Below are 14,512 nucleotides of genomic sequence, written 5' to 3' on the forward strand. Positions count from 1 at the left end.
GTGGCGGCCGGGTCTCCCGGGCCTGCGGTCGACTGTAGCGGCCGGCCGGGATCAGGCGCGATGTCGGCAGGGAAGCGTATCCGGTGCAGGGCCTTCCGGCGTGCAGACCACCCCGTCCGCGGCGATCCGCCGGGTCCGGCGCACGCCACACACCGGATCCGAACGGCGGAGGCCGCTCCGAGCAACGGGCGACCTTGGTCCGATGCGCGGGCGGATGCTGTCCCGATAGCGTCCGGCGATGGGCGAGTTCATCCTGTTCAGCTTCCCGACGCTCCTCTATCTGCTCGTGCTGACCCGTCGGCGGGAGCACACGGTCCGGGAGGCGGCGCGCCGGGCAGGGATGACGATCGGATCGCCGGCCGACTACGGCTGGGCGCTCCTCCTGGCCGTGCCGCTGCTGCTCGCGGGATGGCTGGCGATCGTGCTGATCCCTCGCGACGTGCTGAGCCTGCCGGGCGTCCAGATCGCTCAGCTGACCTCTGCCGGGGCCGTGGCCGGGGTCGTGCTGCGTGCCGCCGGCGAGGAGATCCTGTTCCGCGGCCTGCTCGGCGGGGTGCTCGTGCGGCGCCTGGGCTTCGCCCGGGGGAACGCCGTGCAGTCCCTGCTGTTCCTGGTGCCGCACCTGCCGCTGCTGGCCGTGGATCCGCGGATGCTGCCGATCCTCCCGGTCCAGTTCGCCGTCGGCTGGCTGCTGGGCTGGCTGCGCGAGCGCACCGGGACGCTCCTGCCCGGCGCGGCGGTCCACGCGCTCTCGAACCTCGCCGCGGGGCTCCTCGCCTGATCGCTCTCCCCCGGCCCGGCCCTCGCAGACCCATCCCCGGCAGACCCAGCCGACCGCCCCGGCCGATCCTCGCGGGCCGACCCGCCCCCTCCGAGACGACGGCCGCGTCCACGGCGACGCCATCCTGGAACAGAGCAAGACCGGCGAGGAATCGGCACCGCTCCACCCCGATCTGAACGACACGAACACTTCGCCGGATCCCAGAACGACATCAACACGTCGCTCGATTCCGGAACGCTGCCGATACGTCGCCTGACTCGAGTCAGATCAGCGGTGTCGGACAGGCCACCGGGGAAGGTCAGGCCGGGAGCGAGCCTGACCGGACACGCAGGTCGCGCCGCCGGTCCGCGCTCCGGGGGCTCAGACGTGCAGGCCAGCGGGGAATCCGGTCCATCGCAGCGGCTCCGGCAGGTGGCTCATGTCGTTGACCATGCGGATGCTGGGCAGGTCATCGGCGCGGTGCTCGATCACGGTCAGAGCCGCATTGGCGCTGTGCAGCCCCAGCCAGCGCACCGGCGGGGCTCCCAGGGCGTCGCGGATCAGCCAGGCGATCGGGTAGTCGTGGGTGATGAGGACCTCGTGCATGTCCGCGGGGCCCGGCGACGGTGCGGCGAAGCGCGCGACCAGTCGGCGGGCCACCGCCTGACCGGCAGCCGCCTCCCTCTCGTCGTAGCCGTCGAAGAACGGCACCCACGAGGGCGGGAGCTCGGCGGCGGAGGGGACATGGGGCACGTGGTCGACGAGCTCGGGGGCCGGGGCGACCGGGGCGGCGCCGGACAGGAGGATGTTCAGCTGTCGTGCGCTGTCCGCGGCGCGCGGCAGCGGCGAGTGCCAGACGGCGTCCAGCGGCAGATGCGCGAGCCGGCGCCCCAGCAGCCGGGCCTGCTCGGCTCCACGCTCGGTGAGCGCGCCGAAGGCATCGGCCTCACCGTGGCGTGCGATGTAGAGGTGGCGGGTGGCCATGGAGAGGTCTCCTCAGGCGAGGTCAGGGGCTGCGAGGGCGACGGTGCCGCCGGTGCCGTCCACGGTGATCCGGTCGCCGGTGCGGATCCGGCCTGCGGCGCCCTCGACGCCCAGCACGGCAGGGATCCCGTGCTCCCGGGCGACGATCGCGGAGTGGGAGAGGGCGCCCCCGCTCTCGGCGACGATCCCGCCGGCGAGGGAGAACAGCGGCGTCCACGCGGGATCCGTTCCGGGGCAGACGATGATCTCGCCGCGGCGGAGCGCACCGAAGTCCTCCGGTCCGTGCAGGATCCGCGCCGAGGCGGTCACGGTCCCGTGGGAGCCAGGCAGGCCCATCAGCGTCCGGGGCGATGGCGGGCCCGCGGCTCCGCGGAGGGACGGCAGGTCGGCGGTGATCGGGCGGGACTGCAGGATCCATGCCGTGCCGTCCGCGATCGCCCACTCCACGTCCTGCGGCGCCTCACGGAGCGCTGCGATGCGGGTGCCCAGGCGGGCGAGCTCCACGGCGGCGCGGTCCTCGAGCACCCGTGCAGCCTGCATCCCTGCGGGGACCGGGCGTCGGTGCGTGCCGCCGTGTCGCGCATCGAGGTCGACGCGCAGATGCGGTCTCCCGCTCTCGCAGCGGACGTGCCCCTCCGCGGTGACCTCGTACGAGTCGGGTGTCACGGAGCCGTCGACGACAGCGGAGCCCAAGCCCCAGCCGGCCTCGATCCGCGTGGGGCCGTCCGTCACAGCGGGCGTGAACAGCACCCCGGCGGCATCGGCCGCGACCATCCGCTGCACGAGCACGGCCATCACCGGCTCAGTCCGGGAGGCGCTGCCGCCGATCCGGCTCCGGTACCAGGCCGTGTGTGGCGCACCCGCCGAGTCCCGGCAGCGGACGACGGCTGCCACCACGGCATCGGCGCCGCGGACGCCCAGAACGCTCTCGTACTGGCCGGCGGCGGAGGTGTCCGCGGCGTCCTCGGTCGCGGCCGAGGACCGGACGGCGACCGCAGGGTCACCCCAGTCCGTGAGAATCCGGGCGATCGCCGCGCGAAGCGCCTCCGCGCCCGCGGCAGGGGCGTTCAGCGGGACGTCCCCGGGGACGACAACGGCATCGGGGACGGGCAGGCCGGCGCGATGGAGCACGGCGAGCCCGGCCGCCTTCCCTCCGCACCGATCCCGGGTCGCCTGCGACAGAGGTACCAGCATCACGTCACCTGCTTCCTCATCGGTCCGCTCACGAACCACACATCAATACTCTGTTGACAACGTAGCATTGATAGCCGGACGATGGAGCGATGGACCCAGCCCGCGATCCCGCACATCCCGACCCCACCGGGCCGCCGCCCGGCACCGCCCACGCCCAGGCGCACCGTGAGCATGCGGCACAGGAACGGCTCATGACCCAGGGGGCGGAGGACCTCGCCCCGCGACCCTGGCGCCCGGCCCCGGTGCCTCCCTCCGCGGTCGATCTCACGCAGTTCGCCCTGTGGCGATCTGCCGAGCTCGCCCCGGAGGACCTGCTCGCGGCCCTGGCGCTGATGCCGGCCGCACGGGCCGAGGTCGACGGCGTCGAGGCCGGGCTCCTCTTCACCGCGCGCGCCGCAGGCCTGACCTGGGCGCAGATCGCCGAGGCCATGGGATTCCGCTCGCCGCAGGCGTGCCAGCAGCACGCGGGCCGGCTGAACGCACGTCAGGAGGGGCGGCGATGACCCGGACCTCGGCGCCCGAGCTGCTGGTCCTCCATGCCGTGAGACGCCTCGGCTTCGCGGACGTCCCCGCCATCACCGCGACCGCGGGGACCGCCCCGGAGCAGACGGCCCGCCTGCTGAGCGAGGCTCAGCAGCAGGGCTTGCTCCGCCATACGGGGTTCGTCGGCCTGGAGGGATGGTCGCTCACGGACCGGGGCCGGATCGAGAACGAGCGGCAGCTCGCCCTCGAGCGCGAGGAGGCGGACCCGGAGGGGACGATCCGGGCGGCCCACCGCGCTTTCCTCCCGCTGAACGCCCGGCTCCTGCGCGCCGTGAGCGCCTGGCAGACGATCGGCACGGGCGAGGACCCCCTCGCCCCGAACGACCACGGCGACGCCGTGCGAGATGCACGGACGCTCGACGATCTCGCCCGGATCGGCGCGGAGCTGCGGCCCGTGAACGCACGGCTCTCCGGTGTGCTGACCCGCTTCACGGGCTACGACCTGCGCTACCTCGCGGCGCTCGGGAAGGCTCGCTCCGGGGATCCGCGCTGGGTCGACGGTTCCGATGTCGACTCGTGCCATCGCGTCTGGTTCCAGCTCCACGAGGACCTCGTGGCCACCCTCGGCATCGATCGCCGCACCGAACAGGGATGACGGTGCCGGGGCGGCAGGCGATGCGCCAATGATGGGACCGGGCGCCCGTCTCCTGGCCTCGGCACCGCACGCCCCGCCGCCGACGAGTCCGTCCGGGCGGGACCAGGGAGTCACTCTGGATCTGCTGTCCCATCAGGACGCATCTCGCGCATTCGTCACCCCAGGGAAAGAGTGTCCTGTCGACACGACGATCCTGCCCCAGGGAAGAGCCTGACCGCTTGCACCCCATGCCGTCAGGGCGGGGCGACGACACGGCCGACAAGCCGCCAGCCCACCCGGCCGCGCCGATGCCCGGCGGTCCTGCGCGCACGCGGGCCCGATGCAACGTGATTCACATCCCGCGGCCCCCGTTCCGGCTGGGACCTGCCCAGGCGAGGCGGTATATTGGTCTCTCGTTGCGGGAGATCCTCCGGCACATGGTGGTCGTAGCTCAGTTGGTAGAGCTCCTGGTTGTGGTCCAGGCGGTCGCGGGTTCAAATCCCGTCGATCACCCCAAGAAACGCCCTGGTGACAGGGCGTTTTTGCTTGTCTGTCTGACCTGCGGACTACGGTCCGGACTACAGCTACAGGAGGACTCTCATGGCATCCATCTCGCGCCGCGCCCGCAAGGACGGCACCACCGCATGGCGCGTCGCCTACCGCGACCCCGGCAACCCCACCCCCACGAGCGCGACCTTCGACACGCACGAGGCCGCCGACCGATTCGCGACCATGGTCGACCGGCTCGGAGGCCCAGCCGCGCGCCGCCAGCTCGCCCGCCTCGAGGACGGATCCGACGGGCACACCCTCGCCGAGGTGCTCGAGGACTACGCCGCCCGGCACCGCAAGCTCACGCCCGGGACGGTCGATGAGTACCGGCGGATCCTCACGCGCTCCGGGCTCGCTGAGGCCCTCGGCGGGATCCCCGTGGACCTGATCGTCGACGACGACGTGGAGGCGTGGGTCTCCGCCCGCGCCGGCACGATCTCCGAGGAGACCGGGGACCGGATCGCGCCGAAGACGATCAAGAATGAGCACGGCCTCCTGAGCACCCTGCTCGGGCACGCCGTCACGCGAGGGTGGGCGCGGTCGAACCCCGCCCGTGGGATCGAGCTCCCGGAGATCGAGCTGGCTGATCCCCTGGTCCTCACCCGCGAACAGTACGAGGCGATCCATCAGGCGATGGACCCGGACTACCAGGCGCTCGTGCAGGTCCTCGGATCCACCGGGATCCGCTGGGGCGAGGCGACGGCGCTGCAGTGGCGCGATATCACGCCCGGCACTCCCCCGCAGATGGTGGTCCGGCGGGCGTGGAAGCGCGGCCAGAAAGGCGCGTGGCGAGTCGAGGGCCTCCCGAAGTCGAAACGGTCGCGGAGGAAGTTCTCGATCCCACAGAAGCTCGTGGACACGCTCCCCGACCGTGGCGCCCCGGGCGCCTTGGTCTTCCCGAATCGGGAGGGCGGGGCGATCGCGCACTCGAACTTCCATCAGCGGAAGTGGGTGCGCGCGTGCGAGGCTGCGGGCGTCACCGACCCCCGTCCCAGGATCCACGATCTCCGGCATTACTTCGCCAGCGTGATGCTCGCCGCTGGCGTCCCCATCCATGTGGTCTCCGAGCGGATGGGCCACGACGACATCTCCACGACCGTGAAGCTGTACGCGTTCCTGACCCCCGAGGCGCAGGCCGCCGGCCTCGACGACATGGAGGCCATGCTCATCTGAAAGATCTGCGCCCCCAGCCGTGTGGCTGGGGGCGCTTCGTCATGCGCTCAGGACTCCGTCTCGGAGACCATGATCATGATGTCCAGGCCCTCGCCCGGGGAGAATGTCCACGAGTAGGTGATGTACCCGACTGTCGCGTCCTGACGCCCATCCCGCGCGGTCGTGGAGGATATGCGCTCCTGCACAGAGGCAGGGATCTGGAGCGTGTTCAGGACGCACCCCGAGTCCTCGGGATTCCAGTGGCCGGAGTCTGGCTCCGTCCCGGGGTTGTCGAGGATGATCGTCATCCCGTCATCCTTGAGCTCGTCCTCCGGTATGCCACACATCTCGATGACCGTACGGAGTGCGTCGCGAGGTCCCACGGTGTGGTTCTCATCCTTGCTCGCCGTCGTCCGTGCCGCCGTCGGCTTCGGCGCCTCGGCGGTCACCTCCTCTGCGGAAGGCTTCGGCTCGGCAGTTGTAGCGGGCTCGCTCGTTGGCGCTACCTCCGTCGCCGGACTTTCTTGTGGCCCAAGATCCAGGGTGATGCACCCTGTCAGGCCGACCGCGAGCAGTGCGGGTGCGGCGAGCAGCCGCAACGTCTTCATCATCATGGTCCCCTCTGCGTAGTCTTTCCCCCAGCGTCTCACCCACATCCTGGAGCGTCATGCTCGGGTGATCGGATCGTGACCAGGCGTGTGGCCTCTCGCCCATGCGCATCCGACACGGCCTCCCTGACGGCATGAACCTCGATGTCGGTGAGGGACTCAAGCCGCGTGTCGAGGACGTCCCGGCGCACCCACAGCTCCTCCGCGAGCTCCTCCGGATCCAAGGTCCACCGGAGCCCCCAGACCAGGAAGTCCAGCGGCAGGAGCAGGGTCGCGGTCTCCACCTCCACGGCCCGCTCTGCGGAGCCTTCGACGTGACCGTCGTGGCCGTGCTCGATGTGGATCATCTCGTGGAGGATGGTGCAGCGGCGGTCGATCTGCAGCAGCCGCTTCCTGATCTTGATCTCGCTGTGGCCGTCGGTCTCGCCGAGCAGGGGCGGAGTGAGTTCGTCGGTGAACTTCACGGTGATGTGGGGCATGCGGCGTCCCAGCTCGCGCCATGGGTGGAAGATGTGCATGCCCGGACCCTACGGGCGGGCCCGGACATGCCTACTCGTCGTCCTCGTCGTCCTTGTTCTCGGTGAGGCGGGGGTCGAGCATGATCTCGAACCGCGCGAGCGCCCCCGTCATGGACCGCCGGGAGATGATGCCCGGCACGGCGGTCATCTCCACCTCGGGTCCGTCCGGCTCCGCCTGGCTCATGATCCCCCCTCGCTGAGATACCGCTCGGCGAGCTCTGTGCGCTCCGGGCAGTCGTAGGCGACCACTAGCCGGACGACGTCGGGAGACCGGCCCTCCTCCGGGTTGTCGGCGCCGGCGCGACCTACCTGAAACTCGAATCGGTCCGGCCCACGCGCGTCCTCGTCGGTGCTGCTGTCGCACAGGTTCTCTCGGAGGTACGCCCGGTAGCTCTCGACGTCGTCCACCTCAATGCCGATGTCGGCTAGATCGGAGGCGAAGTCGCCGCTCGTCGGGTGGCCAGTGCCGTGTTCGGACGCGACCGTGCTGGCGGGGGAGCCCGCCGCGGTCGTTGCCGTGGATGCTGCCTTCGTTGGCGCGGTGTCTGCAGGCTGCTCGGCGCTGCAGGCGGCAAGGGCGACAAGTGCAGCGGCGAGTGCGGCCGCGCGCATGGGTCTCATCGGTAGTCCTCTGGGTCCTGGGATTCCTCGCCGGCGCGGTCTGCGGCGGCGTCCATCGCTTCGAGCTTGCTGGTCCCACGGTAGGCCGCGAGACGGAGATCGGAACGTCGGGTTGCGCCATCTGGCTGAGCGCGATCCTCCACGCCAGTGTCGAGAGCCTCGTTCTGGTCCAGCATGACCCGGACGACGTGACGGACAGCCTCGCGCTGCGGTCCGGTGAGCCGTGCTGACTCTGGGCCGAGATCGAACGGCTCTCCGATGCTCGGCTGACCGGCCGCCGCCGCGAGACGGTTGACGTCGACTCGGAAGACGTCCGCGAAGGCTTGCAGTGTCTCTGTCGCGGGCATCGGCGGGTGCGCCCCCCGTAGGTATCGGGCCACCGTCGCGTTGGAGAGCCGGTATCCATGACGCTCTGCCTCCCTCTCGATGCGGCGAGACGACCAGCCCTCGGTGTTGAGGCGCTGCAGGAGATCGCTCAGTCCGCTCATGAGGGCAACCTTCGAGGTCAGGGGCAGTTCTCCGCAAGGATACGTGTGCACTGCGCGTGCACAAAGCACATGGATGTAATTCCTGGTCAGGGCCTTGGCCTAAGAAAGGTCCCCGGAGGGCTTGCACTGACGCGTGCAAGTGCGTACTGTGGCTGTCACAAGCCGCACCAACTAGGAAGGAGGCGCACATGACCTACGACGAGACCCGCCGCACCCTCACTGCCCGACCGAACGTCTCCGCGATCAGGATGGCGATGAGGTTCCGGAGGATGACGAAGGCGGACCTCGCTAGGGCTTCGAAGCTCAGTAAGGGCACTGTCGGCAACGTCCTCAACGGCACGCGCAGGTCGTTCAACCCGGAGACTGCGAACGCCATTGCCGACGCCCTCGACCTCCCTGCCGGCGATCTCTTCGTGCTCGAACCGCTGCGTGTGGCAGTCACACGCAGCGTCGCCTGACCCGATCGCTCCCGCAGTACCCCCGTCTCTGGCCTATGTGCCGAGCGCAGACACCCAAGGAACAGCCATGCCCGAAACCCGATCCATCCGCACCATGAAGCGCCACGAGGTCACCGCACAGCTCCTAGCTGACGACCCGACGATGCTCCCGTCCTACGCCCACTACCTCGCCGGGAAGATGAAGCGGCTCGTGCAGCGCCGCGATCTCGGCTGGTACGCGGCGCTCCGCATCCTCGGGATGACCGCGGATCCCACCGCGGCCGAGGCCGTCATGCCGCGCACGGAGCCGACGAGGCACGTGTCTGGGCGGCGCCCGCTCGAGTCCCTCGGTCTCGTCCGAGCGGAGGCGGCGGCATGACCATCACGGCGATCTCTTCGACCACCGGCTCACCCTTCGACCATATTCGCCAGACCCGCGCGGACGGCACCGGGTACTGGTCTGCCCGCGACCTGATGCCGCTCCTCGGCTACGGCGCGGAATGGCGGAACTTCACCGCGGCGATCGACCGCGCCAAGCTCACCGCGCAGAACCAGGGTCTCGACCCCGAGACCCTTTTCGGTGGCGTCACCGAGAAGTCCGGAGGTCGCCCCCGCGAGGACTTCCACCTCTCCCGGTACGCCGCGTACCTCGTCGCGATGAACGGCGACCCGCGCAAGCCCGAGGTCGCCGCCGCGCAGTCGTACTTCGCGATCCGCACCCGCGAGGCCGAGGTGACTGCCCGCCCGAAGACGATCGAGGAGATGACCCTCGAGGTCGTCGGACACCTCACGAAGACCGTCGAGGATCAGCAGCGGCAGCTCGAGGCCGCGAAGCCCCTCGCCGCTCACGCGATCACCTACTCCGCCAGTGCCCGGGACATCGGTCGGCAGGAGTTCGCCCGCGAGGTCTGCAAGATGCTCCGCGAGCAGCTGGCCATCGACGCGAAGTTCGCGCAGGTCTACGACTTCCTCGGTCGGAAGCTGGGTCTGTTCATCGTCGGCGCCCGTCGCGACAGCGGCCAGGCCACCGCACACGGCGAGAAGCACGGCTACTCCGTGACGGAGAAGGGCACCACGGAGGAGGGCCGGAACTACGCGACGGGGAAGCTCACCCCGCGAGGCCAGGACTACGCCTGGAAGCGCATCTACGACTACGCCGCCGAGCACGGCACGATCGCTCTGCCCGTGAAGGAGAACGCCGCATGACCACGTACCTGTACCGCCCCGTCGCGACCGAGACGGTCGAGATCTTCGACACGTCGATTGGGGAGGTGACCGTCATCGAGCCGGGAGACAACCTCGGTGGACGCCGAGGCGGCTACCTCTCTCGCTCTTCGGCCGTCGCGCACGGCAAGGACTCAGGGGTCCCATTCCGCATCGAGCGGTCCGCCCCAGTCACCTTCGGGACGCAGCGGCCCACGGCCGGGCATCGTGCGGCCGAGCGCCGGGCGCGCCTCGGGGACGCCCTCGCCGACCTCGTCCTCGCCGGGAACACCTCGGCCGCTCTGGCTGTGGCGCGAGAGATCTCCGCCCGGTCCTGACCCGCATCACCCCCGCGAGCCCCGTGCCGTCCTGGCCGGGGCTTTTCACATGCCCAGGAGGCACCCCATGGCCCAGCCCCCCACCCCGAACGTCATGCCGCCCCGCCGTGACGGGATCAGCGTCCCGCTCAAGGATCCCGAGGCCGATGAGCGGTGGCGCGTGATCCTCTCCATCCTCCCGCTCGCCCGTGACCGCGCCGAGACCATCGCGGAGTGGGTCATCTACGGCCCCGAGGAGGAGGACGACGATGCGTGACACGACTGTCCGCCGGTTCCTCTCCCCCACCGAGGTCGCGGCCGAGTTCGGGCTCTCGGCGCAGACGATCCGGAACTACTGCCGCGCCGGGCTTTTCCCGGGTGCGGTGAAGCCGTCCCGGGGCTCGTCGTGGCTGATCCCCGTCTCTTCCGTCCGATCGTTCGGGCAGCAGCCGGAGCCGGTGCTCACCCGCTCGTCCCGGTCCCGGGCAAGGGGGCGTGCCGCATGATCGCCCTCGCTCTCGCGGACGGCGTCGTCCGCCTCGCGCTCGTCGGTGTGCTCGTGGCTGGTGCACGGCTCGGTGCGGTGCTGCTGGTCGAGCAGGCCCGGATGATCCGGAGGCCCCGATGACCGACGACACGATCCGTGCCCTGTGGGACGCGATCGAGGCGCGCACCAGTGACCCGGTCGAGCAGCTGGAGCTGGCACGGCAGGAGCGGATCCGCGCATCCCGCCGTCTCCCTGACCACCTGGATTACCGAGACCCGGCCCTGTCCGTGCCGGGTCGTATCGACGCTGAGCGTCGCCGACCACGAAGGAGAACCCCATGAACCTGCGATCCCTGAACCTGCAGTACGCCGCGCTCAAGCGCATCGAGGCCGTCGTCAAGGAGGGCATGGCCTGGGTGAAGGAACGCCACCTCGAGGCGCTGCTCGCCGACACCGAGCAGTCCGGTGGCCGGCAGTGGGCCGTCGATGTCGAGGGCGAGAAGGTCGCGACCCTCTCTCTCTCGGGCGGAAAGTCGAAGCCGGTGATCGTGTCCGAGTCGGAGCTGATCGCGTGGGCGCTCGAGCACCGCCCGGACATGGTCGAGACCGCGCCTCGGCTGACGGAGCAGGCGAAGCGGTCCACGCTCCCGGCCCTGGTCGCGGACTACATCGACGGCACCCCGGTCACGGAGGACGGCGAGGTGATCCCCGGTGTCGAGGAGGGGCACGGGTCCGTGTACCAGTCACTGCGCTGGACGGCCACGAAGTCGCTCGACGGCAAGGGCGTGATGGACGCGTTCATCACGGAGCTCGGTGTGGCCGGGCTGATCGAGGACATCACGAAGGAGGCGGCATGAATCTGAGGACGAGGAAGCCGACGGGGCGGCCGCCGTGGCCGACCCTGCTGCTCGCCGGGGCGTCGAAGGCCGGGAAGACGTACGCGTGCGCGGAGGCGTCCGCGTCCGAGCTGGTCCCGCGCACGTACTGGCTCGGCATCGGGGAGCCTGACCCCGACATGTACGGCGCCATCCCGAATGCGTCATTCGAGATTGTGGAGCACGACGGGTCCTGGCGCGGTATCGGCCAGGCCCTCGCGGCGATCAACGCCCAGGGCGAGTCCCTGCTCGTCGTCGACTCGATGACGCGCCTGTGGGACCTGCTCAAGGACGAGGCCCAGGCCCTCGCCACGATCCGGGCTCGCGAGAAGAACCGCCGCAACCCGGACGAGGCGAAGATCGACATGGACCTGTGGAACAGGGCGAAGGAGCGGCACGCCGCGGTCGTCACCACGATCCAGCAGCACCAAGGCCCCGTCCTCATGACCGCACGCCTCGACGTGGTCACGGCGATGGACGACCGCGGCCAGCCCACCCGCGACAAGGACCTCAAGATCCAGACGGAGAAGAACCTCCCCTACGAGGTCGACGGCGTGATCCTCATGCCGGAGCGGGGGAAGGCCCGCATCGACGGGCTCCGCTCGATGGTGTGGCAGATCGACAGGCCCACGGACATGCCGGGCTTCACGCTCGACGGGCTGTGGCGCCGCCTGGGCCTGGGTGAGCAGCAGACCGCCCCGGCCGTGCATCGCATGGTGCGGGGTGCGGAGTCGGCGACCGACCAGTCCCCGGCCGACCGTGCTCGGGACGAGCTGCGGATCGCCCTGCGCGGCGACCGCGATCTCATGGCCGCGGCAGTCCAGAGGTTCGCGGAGATGACGGGCGGCGACTCCCTCAAGGAGACGACCGATGACCAGGCGGTGCGTGACCTGATCGCCGCGATGACCGAGCAGGTGGCCGCATGACCCTCTACCACTACACGCATCCGGAGGCAGCGGAGAAGATCGCCGCCTCCGGGCTGGTGCTCCCTGGCCGCGACGTCGGCATGATCTCGCCGCTCTCGTGGTTCACCGACATGGAGATCCCGGACCGGAACGCGCTCGGGCTGACGATGCACTTCCTCACGATCGACCGGACGGCGCGCAGATTCCGGGTCGTAGACGACACATGGGTGAAACCGTGGCGTGACCTGCGGAGGAAGTTCCCGCCCAGGTACCTCGACCAGCTCGAGGCGTCGCCGGGGGCGCTGCTCATGCACTGGTGGGTCGCCGCCCGTCCGATCCCGGTGGTGCCTGACCCTCGCCCAGAGGAGCCGACCGGATGATGCCCGATCAGGAGGACGTCGTCGCCGAGCTTCAACGCATCGGCCGGGAGCTCGACGCACTGTCGAAGGGCATCGCGAAGCTCGACCGTGCCGCCGTGGATGCGTGGTCCGCTCACCGGAAGGCGTACGCGTCCGCGTACTTGGGCGGGAAGGGCCCGATCAAGGACCGGGAGCAGGCGGCGGTCCTCGAGGTCGAGGCGACACGGCTGGCCGCCGAGATTGCCGACCAGGTGTTGCGCGCTTCGAAGGAGCGGATCCGTGTTCTGCGGGATCGCCTCGAGATCGGGCGCAGCGTCGGCGCGGCGCGCAGGTCGCAGTTCGCTGCCGAGGCGACAGGCCAGCCGGCATGACCCGCGATCGCGCGTACGCGCAAGCTCGGGAGGCCGTGTGGATCCGAGACGGCGGCCTCTGCGTCATCTGCGGCCGCACGGGAGAGTCGGTGCACCACCGGCAAGGCCGCGGCGGGAAGAACCCGCATCGCCTGTCGAACCTGCTCCTCGTGTGCGGGGACGGTGTTCGCGGGCATCACGGGGAGATCCACGCGAACCCGGCCGCGGCCTATGCCCTCGGTCGCATGGTCCCGCGTCTCGGGATCCTCACGACGGAGGAGGCACCCGTCCTGACCCGGTCGGGATGGGTGCTCCTCGACAACCACGGCGGGAAGACCGCCACCCAACCAATCAAGGAAACCGCATGAAGCCCATGTCCGAATACCAGCTGGCGATCCTGATGGCCCTGCAGGCCAAGCCCATCTACGCGGGCACGGTCCCGCGCGAGGTCCTCGCGCGTCGTCACCGGAGGAACAAGGCCGCTCGCATCGCGCGCCGCGCTCACCGAAAGGGGAACTGACCATGGCCGGAGACACCGTCATCACCGTGATCGGCAAGCGCCGATGCACGGCCCAGAGCCCAGACCCCCAATACACCGATGCCGTGTCCGTGTCTCGGTTCTGGCGTCTCGTCGACGTCCGCTCGGAATCGGAGTGCTGGCCCTGGCGGGGCGACACCGACCGGAACGGCTACGGCGTGTTCGTCTTCCACGGACGGAAGGCCGGCGCGCACGAGCTGGCGCTGTCTTTCACCACAGGAGAGCGCCGCCTCGACGACCTCGAGACCTGCCACTCCTGCGACAACCCTCCGTGCTGCAACCCCCTGCACCTCCGCTTCGACACCCGCGCAGGGAACGTCCGCGACATGCACGAGCGGGGGAGGGCGCGAAACGGCAGCGCACTCACCGTCTCGGACGTGGTGCTCATCCGTGAGCGCCGCGCCGCCGGGGCGCGACAGCAGGATTTGGCCGACCAGTTCGGTCTCACAGACGGGGCGGTCTCGATGATCGTCCGCGGCCTTCGCTGGCCCAACGCTGGCGGACCCATTCAGACCGGGAGGAAGTACATCCGTGGCTAACGACACCGTGATCACCATCGTGGGGAACCTCGTGGCTGATCCAGAACTCAGGTGGACCCAGTCGGGCATGGCGGTCGCCAACTTCACGCTCGCGTCCACTCCCCGCACGTTCGACCGTCAGGCCAACGAGTGGAAGGACGGCGAGGCTCTGTTTCTGCGCTGCTCGATCTGGCGCGACGCGGCCGAGAACGTCGCGGAGTCCCTTGAGAAGGGGGCTCGCGTGATCGTCCAGGGTCGTCTCAAGCAGCGTTCCTACCAGGACCGCGAGGGGAACCAGCGCACCTCCATCGAGCTCGATGTCGAGGAGGTCGGTCCCTCGCTGCGCTACGCGACGGCGCGGCCTCAGAAGGTCGACCGTCGTCAGGGAGGGCAGCGCGCGCCCCAGCAGCAGGGGTACGGCCAGGGTCAGCCCCAGCAGGGTCAGCATGCGGGCTGGACGGACCAGCAGGGCGGGTACGACGACACCCCGCCTCCCTTCTAATGAGGAGCGCACACCGCCCGAGAGAGCGGAT

At 70.2% G+C, this 14,512-nt stretch carries 27 protein-coding genes and 1 tRNA gene; 21 read left to right on the forward strand and 7 right to left on the reverse strand.

The genetic code is table 11. The features are described from left to right. Positions 1-238 precede the first annotated feature (238 nt). A complete protein-coding gene (locus tag ACFFF6_RS05925) occupies positions 239-781 on the forward strand; it encodes a CPBP family intramembrane glutamic endopeptidase (RefSeq protein ID WP_376979099.1) in 543 nt (180 codons plus the stop codon). 360 nt (positions 782-1,141) lie between these two features. On the opposite strand, the gene ACFFF6_RS05930 is transcribed toward ACFFF6_RS05925, so the two are convergent. Then, a complete protein-coding gene (locus ACFFF6_RS05930) occupies positions 1,142-1,744 on the reverse strand; it encodes a histidine phosphatase family protein (RefSeq protein WP_376979100.1) in 603 nt (200 codons plus the stop codon). A gap of 12 nt (positions 1,745-1,756) precedes the next feature. Next, a complete protein-coding gene (locus ACFFF6_RS05935) occupies positions 1,757-2,938 on the reverse strand; it encodes a PEP/pyruvate-binding domain-containing protein (protein WP_376979330.1) in 1,182 nt (393 codons plus the stop codon). An 89-nt stretch (positions 2,939-3,027) separates the two neighbouring features. On the opposite strand from ACFFF6_RS05935, the gene ACFFF6_RS05940 reads away from it, so the two are divergent. The 4 genes from ACFFF6_RS05940 to ACFFF6_RS05955 all read left to right on the forward strand — a co-directional run bounded on the left by ACFFF6_RS05940 (position 3,028) and on the right by ACFFF6_RS05955 (position 5,777). Beyond that, a complete protein-coding gene (locus ACFFF6_RS05940; protein ID WP_376979102.1) occupies positions 3,028-3,441 on the forward strand; it encodes a DNA-binding protein in 414 nt (137 codons plus the stop codon). Then, on the forward strand, positions 3,438-4,076 hold the full coding sequence (locus tag ACFFF6_RS05945; protein WP_376979104.1) for a transcriptional regulator: 639 nt from the start codon (positions 3,438-3,440) through the stop codon (positions 4,074-4,076). Before ACFFF6_RS05940 ends, ACFFF6_RS05945 begins: the two co-directional genes overlap by 4 nt. 419 nt (positions 4,077-4,495) lie before the next feature. Then, positions 4,496-4,571: transfer RNA gene (locus tag ACFFF6_RS05950), tRNA-His, on the forward strand. 84 nt (positions 4,572-4,655) lie between these two features. Beyond that, on the forward strand, positions 4,656-5,777 hold the full coding sequence (locus tag ACFFF6_RS05955) for a tyrosine-type recombinase/integrase (RefSeq protein ID WP_376979106.1): 1,122 nt from the start codon (positions 4,656-4,658) through the stop codon (positions 5,775-5,777). 47 nt (positions 5,778-5,824) lie between these two features. Here the strand turns inward: ACFFF6_RS05955 and ACFFF6_RS05960 are convergent, their stop codons facing one another. The 5 genes from ACFFF6_RS05960 to ACFFF6_RS05980 are packed head-to-tail and all read right to left on the reverse strand — an operon-like array spanning position 5,825 to position 7,991. Then, positions 5,825-6,370, reverse strand: coding sequence for a hypothetical protein (locus ACFFF6_RS05960; RefSeq protein WP_376979108.1), 546 nt, complete (start codon positions 6,368-6,370; stop codon positions 5,825-5,827). A 32-nt stretch (positions 6,371-6,402) separates the two neighbouring features. After that, positions 6,403-6,882: an ImmA/IrrE family metallo-endopeptidase gene (locus ACFFF6_RS05965; RefSeq protein WP_376979110.1), complete on the reverse strand. Its 480-nt coding sequence runs from the start codon at positions 6,880-6,882 to the stop codon at positions 6,403-6,405. A 31-nt stretch (positions 6,883-6,913) separates the two neighbouring features. Further along, entirely contained in the window at positions 6,914-7,066 is a 153-nt protein-coding gene (locus tag ACFFF6_RS05970; RefSeq protein WP_376979112.1) for a hypothetical protein, read from the reverse strand. Further along, the gene (locus ACFFF6_RS05975; RefSeq protein ID WP_376979114.1) at positions 7,063-7,503 is read right to left on the reverse strand and encodes a hypothetical protein; all 441 of its coding nucleotides are present in this window, start codon (positions 7,501-7,503) and stop codon (positions 7,063-7,065) included. Before ACFFF6_RS05975 ends, ACFFF6_RS05970 begins: the two co-directional genes overlap by 4 nt. Beyond that, positions 7,500-7,991 (reverse strand): hypothetical protein, encoded by a 492-nt coding sequence (locus ACFFF6_RS05980; RefSeq protein ID WP_376979116.1) that lies wholly within the window; start codon positions 7,989-7,991, stop codon positions 7,500-7,502. Before ACFFF6_RS05980 ends, ACFFF6_RS05975 begins: the two co-directional genes overlap by 4 nt. Before the next feature lie 188 nt (positions 7,992-8,179). Here ACFFF6_RS05980 and ACFFF6_RS05985 point away from each other — a divergent pair, with 188 nt between their 5' ends. The 16 genes from ACFFF6_RS05985 (at position 8,180) to ACFFF6_RS06060 (ending at position 14,481) form a co-directional block, all read left to right on the forward strand. Further along, complete coding sequence (locus tag ACFFF6_RS05985) at positions 8,180-8,449, forward strand: helix-turn-helix domain-containing protein (protein ID WP_376979117.1); 270 nt, start codon at positions 8,180-8,182, stop codon at positions 8,447-8,449. A 67-nt stretch (positions 8,450-8,516) separates the two neighbouring features. Then, positions 8,517-8,807, forward strand: coding sequence for a hypothetical protein (locus tag ACFFF6_RS05990; protein ID WP_376979119.1), 291 nt, complete (start codon positions 8,517-8,519; stop codon positions 8,805-8,807). Further along, positions 8,804-9,634, forward strand: a complete 831-nt coding sequence (locus ACFFF6_RS05995) for a hypothetical protein (protein WP_376979121.1) — start codon at positions 8,804-8,806, stop codon at positions 9,632-9,634. The genes ACFFF6_RS05990 and ACFFF6_RS05995 overlap by 4 nt, the downstream gene beginning before the upstream one ends. Beyond that, a complete protein-coding gene (locus ACFFF6_RS06000) occupies positions 9,631-9,969 on the forward strand; it encodes a hypothetical protein (protein WP_376979123.1) in 339 nt (112 codons plus the stop codon). The genes ACFFF6_RS05995 and ACFFF6_RS06000 overlap by 4 nt, the downstream gene beginning before the upstream one ends. Before the next feature lie 67 nt (positions 9,970-10,036). Continuing rightward, a complete protein-coding gene (locus ACFFF6_RS06005) occupies positions 10,037-10,225 on the forward strand; it encodes a hypothetical protein (protein ID WP_376979125.1) in 189 nt (62 codons plus the stop codon). Next, positions 10,218-10,454, forward strand: a complete 237-nt coding sequence (locus ACFFF6_RS06010; protein WP_376979127.1) for a helix-turn-helix domain-containing protein — start codon at positions 10,218-10,220, stop codon at positions 10,452-10,454. The genes ACFFF6_RS06005 and ACFFF6_RS06010 overlap by 8 nt, the downstream gene beginning before the upstream one ends. Beyond that, a complete protein-coding gene (locus ACFFF6_RS06015; RefSeq protein WP_376979129.1) occupies positions 10,451-10,576 on the forward strand; it encodes a hypothetical protein in 126 nt (41 codons plus the stop codon). The genes ACFFF6_RS06010 and ACFFF6_RS06015 overlap by 4 nt, the downstream gene beginning before the upstream one ends. After that, entirely contained in the window at positions 10,573-10,776 is a 204-nt protein-coding gene (locus ACFFF6_RS06020; protein ID WP_376979131.1) for a hypothetical protein, read from the forward strand. The genes ACFFF6_RS06015 and ACFFF6_RS06020 overlap by 4 nt, the downstream gene beginning before the upstream one ends. Further along, positions 10,773-11,291, forward strand: a complete 519-nt coding sequence (locus ACFFF6_RS06025) for a hypothetical protein (protein ID WP_376979133.1) — start codon at positions 10,773-10,775, stop codon at positions 11,289-11,291. The genes ACFFF6_RS06020 and ACFFF6_RS06025 overlap by 4 nt, the downstream gene beginning before the upstream one ends. Then, a complete protein-coding gene (locus ACFFF6_RS06030; protein ID WP_376979135.1) occupies positions 11,288-12,235 on the forward strand; it encodes an AAA family ATPase in 948 nt (315 codons plus the stop codon). The genes ACFFF6_RS06025 and ACFFF6_RS06030 overlap by 4 nt, the downstream gene beginning before the upstream one ends. Beyond that, a complete protein-coding gene (locus tag ACFFF6_RS06035; protein ID WP_376979137.1) occupies positions 12,232-12,594 on the forward strand; it encodes a hypothetical protein in 363 nt (120 codons plus the stop codon). Before ACFFF6_RS06030 ends, ACFFF6_RS06035 begins: the two co-directional genes overlap by 4 nt. Further along, entirely contained in the window at positions 12,591-12,944 is a 354-nt protein-coding gene (locus ACFFF6_RS06040; protein WP_376979139.1) for a hypothetical protein, read from the forward strand. The genes ACFFF6_RS06035 and ACFFF6_RS06040 overlap by 4 nt, the downstream gene beginning before the upstream one ends. Next, on the forward strand, positions 12,941-13,291 hold the full coding sequence (locus tag ACFFF6_RS06045; RefSeq protein WP_376979140.1) for an HNH endonuclease: 351 nt from the start codon (positions 12,941-12,943) through the stop codon (positions 13,289-13,291). The genes ACFFF6_RS06040 and ACFFF6_RS06045 overlap by 4 nt, the downstream gene beginning before the upstream one ends. Continuing rightward, the gene (locus ACFFF6_RS06050; protein ID WP_376979142.1) at positions 13,288-13,443 is read left to right on the forward strand and encodes a hypothetical protein; all 156 of its coding nucleotides are present in this window, start codon (positions 13,288-13,290) and stop codon (positions 13,441-13,443) included. The genes ACFFF6_RS06045 and ACFFF6_RS06050 overlap by 4 nt, the downstream gene beginning before the upstream one ends. 2 nt (positions 13,444-13,445) lie before the next feature. Further along, complete coding sequence (locus ACFFF6_RS06055; protein ID WP_376979144.1) at positions 13,446-14,000, forward strand: HNH endonuclease family protein; 555 nt, start codon at positions 13,446-13,448, stop codon at positions 13,998-14,000. Continuing rightward, a complete protein-coding gene (locus tag ACFFF6_RS06060) occupies positions 13,993-14,481 on the forward strand; it encodes a single-stranded DNA-binding protein (RefSeq protein WP_376979146.1) in 489 nt (162 codons plus the stop codon). The genes ACFFF6_RS06055 and ACFFF6_RS06060 overlap by 8 nt, the downstream gene beginning before the upstream one ends. The last annotated feature ends 31 nt before the right edge of the window (positions 14,482-14,512 follow it).

The sequence above is a fragment of the Brachybacterium hainanense genome (assembly GCF_042434575.1).
GTDB lineage: Bacteria > Actinomycetota > Actinomycetes > Actinomycetales > Dermabacteraceae > Brachybacterium > Brachybacterium hainanense.